The organism is Halanaerobium sp. (assembly GCF_003070835.1).
Window position 1 is genome coordinate 1 of record NZ_QBLR01000171.1, and the last position, 7,275, is coordinate 7,275.

At 32.4% G+C, this 7,275-nt stretch carries 9 protein-coding genes and 1 pseudogene; 6 read left to right on the top strand and 4 right to left on the bottom strand.

Annotated elements, in window-relative coordinates:
- Positions 1-72 precede the first annotated feature (72 nt).
- Complete coding sequence (locus CI949_RS14295) at positions 73-1,011, bottom strand: NADP-dependent oxidoreductase (protein ID WP_089717179.1); 939 nt, start codon at positions 1,009-1,011, stop codon at positions 73-75.
- 351 nt (positions 1,012-1,362) lie between these two features.
- Between CI949_RS14295 and ahpC the strand changes: the two genes are divergently transcribed.
- The 5 genes from ahpC to CI949_RS14315 all read left to right on the top strand — a co-directional run bounded on the left by ahpC (position 1,363) and on the right by CI949_RS14315 (position 3,930).
- A complete protein-coding gene (gene ahpC / locus CI949_RS14300; protein ID WP_089717181.1) occupies positions 1,363-1,926 on the top strand; it encodes an alkyl hydroperoxide reductase subunit C in 564 nt (187 codons plus the stop codon).
- Positions 1,927-2,083: 157 nt separating this feature from the next.
- A complete protein-coding gene (locus tag CI949_RS20985) occupies positions 2,084-2,248 on the top strand; it encodes a hypothetical protein (protein ID WP_365941713.1) in 165 nt (54 codons plus the stop codon).
- On the top strand, positions 2,203-2,718 hold the full coding sequence (locus tag CI949_RS14305) for an ATP-binding cassette domain-containing protein (protein WP_089717185.1): 516 nt from the start codon (positions 2,203-2,205) through the stop codon (positions 2,716-2,718). The genes CI949_RS20985 and CI949_RS14305 overlap by 46 nt, the downstream gene beginning before the upstream one ends.
- The gene (locus CI949_RS14310; RefSeq protein WP_089717187.1) at positions 2,715-3,134 is read left to right on the top strand and encodes a hypothetical protein; all 420 of its coding nucleotides are present in this window, start codon (positions 2,715-2,717) and stop codon (positions 3,132-3,134) included. Before CI949_RS14305 ends, CI949_RS14310 begins: the two co-directional genes overlap by 4 nt.
- Before the next feature lie 70 nt (positions 3,135-3,204).
- Positions 3,205-3,930, top strand: coding sequence for an ABC transporter permease (locus tag CI949_RS14315; protein WP_143009689.1), 726 nt, complete (start codon positions 3,205-3,207; stop codon positions 3,928-3,930).
- 65 nt (positions 3,931-3,995) lie between these two features.
- On the opposite strand, the gene CI949_RS14320 is transcribed toward CI949_RS14315, so the two are convergent.
- The 3 genes from CI949_RS14320 to CI949_RS14330 form a co-directional block, all read right to left on the bottom strand.
- On the bottom strand, positions 3,996-4,382 hold the full coding sequence (locus CI949_RS14320; protein ID WP_244152052.1) for a hypothetical protein: 387 nt from the start codon (positions 4,380-4,382) through the stop codon (positions 3,996-3,998).
- Positions 4,383-5,008: 626 nt separating this feature from the next.
- A complete protein-coding gene (locus CI949_RS14325; RefSeq protein ID WP_089717197.1) occupies positions 5,009-5,995 on the bottom strand; it encodes a YhdH/YhfP family quinone oxidoreductase in 987 nt (328 codons plus the stop codon).
- A gap of 59 nt (positions 5,996-6,054) precedes the next feature.
- A complete protein-coding gene (locus tag CI949_RS14330) occupies positions 6,055-7,074 on the bottom strand; it encodes a YeiH family protein (protein ID WP_176760734.1) in 1,020 nt (339 codons plus the stop codon).
- A gap of 43 nt (positions 7,075-7,117) precedes the next feature.
- Between CI949_RS14330 and CI949_RS14335 the strand changes: the two are divergent.
- A pseudogene (locus CI949_RS14335) lies at positions 7,118-7,275 on the top strand (LysR family transcriptional regulator); the annotation flags it as partial.

The window sequence follows — 7,275 nt, forward strand, 5'->3', positions numbered from 1 at the left end:
ATAAGAAGTTTTTTAAACTTCTTATAGGTAATGATTAAATTACTGGTAATTTTTATACTGCTTTGACTAACTTTAAGAACGAATTTTAATAATAATTTTTCCTCTCGCGTGATGGGTTTCACTCAACTCATGAGCATCTCTTAAACACTGTTCTGAAAATGGAAAGACTGTTCCTACAACTGGATTCATAGTTTCATTTTCCATCATTTTAGCCAGAACTGCAAGTTCATCTCCATTCGGTATTAACCAGTGCAGCTTAGCTGTAACACCAAGTTTTTCGGCTTTTTCTTGATCAGGTTCTTCAACAATTGAGACCAACATTCCATCTTTTTTTAGAACGTTAAGGCTTTTATCCTGTATTTCTCCGCCGAGAGTATCAATAACCAGATCATAATCTTCAAGTATCTGAGAAAAATCATCTTTGGTATAATCAATAACCTCATCAGCTCTGAGTGATTTTAAAAACTCTACATTTTTAATACTGCCTGTTGTTGCAACATAAGCACCCAGATTTTTAGCTATTTGAATAGCAAAACTACCAACACCACCTGCACCAGCGTGAATCAGTACTTTATTACCTGACTCTAGTTTGCCAACATTTAAAAGACACTGGTAGGCAGTTAATCCAGCAAGTGGAACTGCAGCTGCTTCTTCAAAACTAATGTTTTCTGGTATTTTAGCCACCAGATCCTCTTTTGCTGTAGTATATTCGGCATAGGTACCTCGATTTGTAAGTTCAGGTCGCACAAAAACCCGATCCCCTTGATTAAGGGAAGTAACATCTTTTCCAACTTCTGCAACTATTCCAGCTGCATCCCAGCCTAAAACAATTGGAAACTCAAATTCTATTTTTTCTTTAAGATAACCATATCTTAACTTCCAGTCAATAGGATTAACGGCTGCTGCATGTATTTCAATTAAAACTTCATCATTTTTGGGTTCTGGTTTTGATAACTCTTTTTCTTTTAATTCATTTTTATCACCATATTGATCAATAACAATTGCTTTCATTAATTAACACCCTCTTATAATTATTTTTAATTCCATACTCTTCAAAATTTATTTTCAATTCATTGATAATGATTATCACTGTTTACCAAAAATATATCATATCTAAAATCAAATATCAAAATTTTCACTACTAAAAGCATGAGCAATATTAGATATTAATTCCGAATTTATTTAGTACGAATACCATTGTAAAGTATACAGCAATCATTATTATCGTTGCTATAAGTAAAGATAAATAAAAAGCTCCCAAAATAACTTGACAGCCAAAAAATAATGTGGGATAATATTAATTGATAACAATTATCAGTACTGTTAAATAAATTTAAAGTAACCTTATAGGAGGTACATATTATGTCATTAGTAGGAAAAGAAGTATTACCATTTAAAGCACAGGCCTATCAAAACGGAGAATTTTTAGAAGTAACAGAAGAAAATTTTAAGGATCAGTGGAGTGTTGTTGTTTTTTATCCGGCTGATTTCACTTTTGTCTGTCCGACTGAATTAGGAGATTTACAGGATGAATATGATAATTTAAAAGAACTTGGAGCTGAAGTTTATTCAGTTTCGGCAGATACACATTATACTCACAAAGCCTGGCACGATAATTCGCCAACAATTAGTGAAATTGAATTTGTTATGGTTGGAGATCCTTCTCACACTCTCTGCAAAAACTTTAATGTTTTAATTGAGGAAGAAGGACTGGCTGATCGCGCAACCTTTATTATTGATCCAGATGGAATTGTTCAGGGAATAGAAATCAACGCTGGAAACCTTGGTAGAGATGCCAGCTCTATTGTCAGCAAAATTAAAGCTGCTCAATATGTGAGGAATAATCCTGAAGAAGTTTGTCCGGCCAAATGGAAAGAAGGAAGTAGAACTCTTAAACCTGGACTTAATCTTGTTGGTAAAATATAAAAACTAAAATTAAATAAAAGTTATAGAAATTCACCGTCAATTTGATATAATCCCCTTATGGTGGACAGATTAAATTATAAAAATCTGTTCTATCAGAAAGGGGCTTTTTGTTTTTTTAGGTCCTTCAGGTGCTGGTAAGAGTACAACTCAAAAGATTATTACCGGTATTTTGAAAGATTATCAGGGATCAGTTAAGGTTAACAATCAGGAAATTTTCACTACTAAAAATGAATTTTTTGCTGGCTTATTTAAGATAAATGCGAATCAGCAAACGATTTGCTTGAACTGGTGGGACTCGAAGATGTCGCTGATCAACCGGTAAGCAGTTTTTCTAAAGGAATGAAAATGAGATTAAACCTCTGTCGTGCTTTTTTAAACAAACCAGAACTTCTTTTTTTAGATGAACCAACTTCAGGTCTTGACCCTGCAAACAGACAGAAGGTAAAAAAACTGATCAGAGAAAAGAAAGATCAGGGACAAACAGTCTTTATTACAACTCATGATATGCTGGCTGCTGATGAATTATGTGATAGAATCGCCTTTATTGTAAATGGTAAAATAGAAATTATAGACTCACCCAGAAATCTAAAATTAAAATATGGAACAAATAAACTTAAAATAACTTATTATAGTAATTCTAAACTGTTTGAAGAAAATTTTGATTTAAAAGGCTTAGGAGATAACCAAAAGTTTATTGGGCTGCTTAAAGAAAATAAAATTGAGACAATTCACAGTCAGGAAGCCAATCTGGAGGATGTATTTATTCAGGTTACCGGGAGGAATCTGAGATGAGAATTATTACCGTTCTAAAACATGATCTTAGATTTCAATTTCGTCATAAATTTTACCATGTATATCTAATAATTAGTCTAATTTATATTGCTCTGCTGCTTAATCTACCTGGTGATTTGAGAACATTTATTGCTGGAATAATTATTTTTCCTGATCCTTCTATGCTGGGCTTTACCTTTATCAGTGCAATTATTTTGCTGGAAAAGGAAAATAATATTTTAGAAAGCCTGTTTGTTACACCACTGAAACTTGATGAATATATTATTGCCAAATTAATATCTTTAGGCTTAATTTCACTTTTCAGCAGCCTCTTTATTGCAATTGCAACTATTCAAAGCAGAGTTAATTATTTTTTATTAATTAGCGGAATTATTTTAGCTGCTTTAACCTTATTTATAGTTTTACAGCAGCAGTAACCTGGGGATTTATAGCCTACAACTGGGCCAGAAAAAGCTTTTATCAACATATTATTTTAAAGAGGTGAAAATGATGAATAGAATTTATATAATGCTAAAAGGAGATTTCAAAAATATCAGCCGTGATTTAATGCTGCTTTTTATCTTAATCTCCCCTCTGATAATTGCTTTAGTTTTCAATTTTCTGATCCCCTATACAGAAAACTTATTAGAAGCTGAACTGGAATTTCAACTTGCCGAACATCATCTTTTTATTTTATCATTTATAATTATGCTGGTGCCGATGATGTATGGAATCATAATCTCATTTTTAATAATTGAAGAAAAAGATGAAAATATTCTTTCTTATCTTTTTGTTACACCGCTTTCAAAAGTAGAATATCTGCTTTATCGAACTACTGCAGCTGTTATTATGAGCGTCCTTTTTAATATCTTTATTCTCTATTATTTAAATCTAGTCGAAGTTAGGTTGATTCAGTCACTGCCGGTTATCTTACTTGCTGCTTTAAATTCAATTTTAACTGTTTTAATTATTGTCACTTTTGCTAAAAATAAAGTAGAGGCCTTTGCTTATGCAAAAATTTCTGGGATTTTATTTTTAGCACCTTTAATTGGCTATCTATTTGAATCCAACTGGAGATATCTTGCTGCTGTATTTCCACCTTTCTGGATAAGTGAAGCTTTTATTGGTATATACAGCAGTAATGCTAATTATCTATTTGCTTTAGCTGCCGGTCTGGTTATTTATAGTTTATGGATTTATTTTTTAGGAAAATATTTTATCAAAAAAATCTAAAGTAATTAATTTTGATACCGGCCGTTGCTATTTTTAATAACAAAAAAATATCATATTTTATAACTTTAATTGTTTTTTAAAGCTTCCTCAATATCCTCTTTCTTGGTGGCTATCGAGTCAGCCAGATGAAGTAATCTTACATCAGGATAAAGTTCTTCTGCTTTGGATCTTTTGCGTTCATCAAAAGGGCCATAAGGTCCCATATGATATGTAATTGCAAGTACATCTCTTTCTTCCAACTCAATAAACTTTGAAGCCTCCAGAATTGACCACATAGAATGATTTAATGGAAGGTTATCTTCATTATAATTCCAGTCACTTTTTACATCAGGTGGTGCAATATTTCTGCCATCTTTAAACCACTTAATTAAGTCACTCGCATATTCTTTAGAAATAATAAATTCTTTATCCTCTACATATTTATCTAGACCGTAAGTATTGTATAGATCCATATTATCTCTAACCAAACTTCTAAGAAAGTTGTTCTGGCCTGGTGTGATTGTATGCTGCATCTCTGAGGTATAGGCAAAACATTTTTCCAGATCATGGAGTGAAGCCTGAATTATAATATTTTCCCAGGGAATACCTGCATCTATTTCTTCATTAAGTTTTAAATATTCTCTTTTAACATTTTCTGTATGTTCTAATAACCCACCAGTAACATTTAAATGATGTCTAATACTGGCTGGCTTTTGATAAAATTCAATCTCCTCTAAATAAGCTAATAATTCTTCTATTCCTTTTTTTCTGTCTTTTTTAAATCACTAATAAACTTATCCTTCATTTTCGCACCTTCCTGTATCTAAAAATTTGATTTTTTAATTTTTCTCATCTATCAAATTTTAACATTTTAGCTTTAATAAAACAAGGGATTTGACTAAAATACAAAAACCAGTTATTAAACCAGTCTCTCATCATAAATATTTCCTGACACTGACCATCTCTAATACTTCTGCAAGTAGATATACTTCTTGGTGTTTATCTAATCCCTGCATAATTAACTGCTAGGACATCATTCCTTAACCAGGTTGGGCAGAAGCAGCCACTCTTATGAAAATAATTATTCAATTGACTTTAGCTATAATTTAACAACAATTCTTCCCTTAGAATTTCCGGCCAGCATTTTTTCAATCTGCTCATCTAAATTTTCTAAGACTACTTCATTTGAAAATTCATCAATTTGATCAACTTTCCAGTCTGAAGCTATATTTTGCCATAGCTTTTTTCTTAAATCTTTCCTGCACTTAACTGAATCTATACCGAATAAACTTACTCCTCTTAAGATGAATGGATAAACATTAAGGTCCAATTTTGCAGAAGCAACATTTCCACAACAGGTTACTGCACCATCATATTTAGTCGATTTGATGGCAGTTGTTAGCATATTTCCCCCAACTGTATCAATGACTCCATCCCATTTTTCTTTTAAAAGCATTTTCCCAGACTCATCATCTACTTTTTCCCGAGCAATAACATCTTTTACACCCAAGTTATTAAAATATGCTTTTGCTTCAGTTTTACCTGTAGCTGCAGTAACTTTATAACCAATTTTAGATAAAATAGCACAGGCAAAACTGCCTACTCCACCTGAAGCACCGGTGACTAAGATATTACCTTGATCAACATCTGCCTCTAAAAGTTTATAAATCGAGAGGGCAGCTGTAAATCCTGCTGTACCATAAATCATACTTTCTCTTAAAGTTAGTTTTTCAGGTAATTTCGCTGCCCAGGTAGCAGGTATTCGAACATATTCTTCAAAACCACCATCAGTATTCATCCCAAAATCATAGCCAGTTACTACAACTTTGTCTCCTTTTTTATAAGTACCGCTCTGATCTTCAACAACTATTCCCGCTGCATCAATGCCTGGAGTATGTGGATATTTTCTGGTGACCCCTTTATTACCATTTGCAGAAAGAGCATCCTTATAATTTAAAGAAGAATATTTAACATTGATTATCAGATCACCTTCTGGTAGATCCTTAATTTCTTTTTCTATAATTTTTCTTTTGAATTCTCCCTCAATTTCGCTAACTTCCAACGCTTTAAATTTTATATTTTCCATATTCAATCTCACTTCCTCTCTAAACTAATTTTAACACATGTTTTTTTAAAATAAAACACTTAAATCTGTCCAATAAATAACTGAACTGTAAATGAAACAATTACTACCAGCGATGAAATTATAAAGCCGTGCAGTAATGGTTTAATACCAGATTCAGATACTTCTTTAAAATTAGTTGTTAACCCAATTGCACCCAGAGCCATAATCATCATAAACTTAGAAATTGAAGCAATATTGCTGCTTAAATCAGCTGAAATAAGACCGGTGCTTTTAACTGCAACCATCACTAAAAATGACAAAATAAAGTAGGGAAAAATATTTTTTATTTCTCCTTTTTCTTCTGTTTTGTTTTCTAATTTACCATGTCTTTTATTTTCTCTAGCATTGATAATAGAAAAAATCATTACTATCGGCACTATTGAAAGTGTTCTCGTCAATTTTACAATTACAGCAAATGCACCTGCAGCATCAGAAAAAGCATAAGCTGCCGCCACCACTGATGAAGTATCATTAACTGCTGTTCCTGCCCAGAGTCCAAAGCCCAGATCACTCATTCCAAAATATCTACCTGCTATTGGAAAGAGAATTACCATTAAGATATCAAAGATAAAAGTTGCCGAAATTGCATAGGCAATATCGGTATTATCTGCCTCAATTGTTGGAGCAACTGCAGCTATAGCAGAGCCTCCACAGACACCAGTTCCGGCAGAAATTAAACTTGATAGTTTCCAGTTCATATTGAACAACTTACCAAATAAATAGCCTCCCCCAAAGGCAGTCAGCAGAGTAAAAGTCATCACAATTAAAGAATAACCTCCAACTGATAAAACCTGAGAAAAGCTCAAAGTAAGCCCCATCAGTACAATTCCTGTCTTTAGAATTTTTTTTGACACAAATTTAATCCCTGAACTGAAAATAGAAATTTCTTTAATTACAGGATTTAATAACATCCCTAAAATTAGTGCAAAAACACTGGCACTAATCAGATGCATTGGTATGTAAGTACTTACTGCTTTAGCCGTTAAAGCTAATAAAATCGTAAAAAAAATACCTGCTAAATAATCATTAATTTCTGTCACTTTATCTCCCCCTTATTGATTTCATTCTTGATTTTATAATAGAAAAACTGCAAAAAGAATACATATAACTCAGCCGACCGTAACTCAGCATATTAAACATTTAGAAAAACATTATGGAGTTAAGTTATTTAATTACAGCGGCAAAAGTTTAAAAATCACTAAAGCAGGTAAGAAATTATATAAATACACAGAGAGAATGAA

Bases quoted from the DNA above. Each gene is read 5' to 3' on its own strand.
- CI949_RS14295 (WP_089717179.1), bottom strand. From the start codon at position 1,011: ATGAAAGCAATTGTTATTGATCAATATGGTGATAAAAATGAATTAAAA.
- ahpC (WP_089717181.1), top strand. From the start codon at position 1,363: ATGTCATTAGTAGGAAAAGAAGTATTACCATTTAAAGCACAGGCCTAT.
- CI949_RS14310 (WP_089717187.1), top strand. From the start codon at position 2,715: ATGAGAATTATTACCGTTCTAAAACATGATCTTAGATTTCAATTTCGT.
- CI949_RS14315 (WP_143009689.1), top strand. From the start codon at position 3,205: ATGATGAATAGAATTTATATAATGCTAAAAGGAGATTTCAAAAATATC.
- CI949_RS14320 (WP_244152052.1), bottom strand. From the start codon at position 4,382: ATGGATCTATACAATACTTACGGTCTAGATAAATATGTAGAGGATAAA.
- CI949_RS14325 (WP_089717197.1), bottom strand. From the start codon at position 5,995: ATGGAAAATATAAAATTTAAAGCGTTGGAAGTTAGCGAAATTGAGGGA.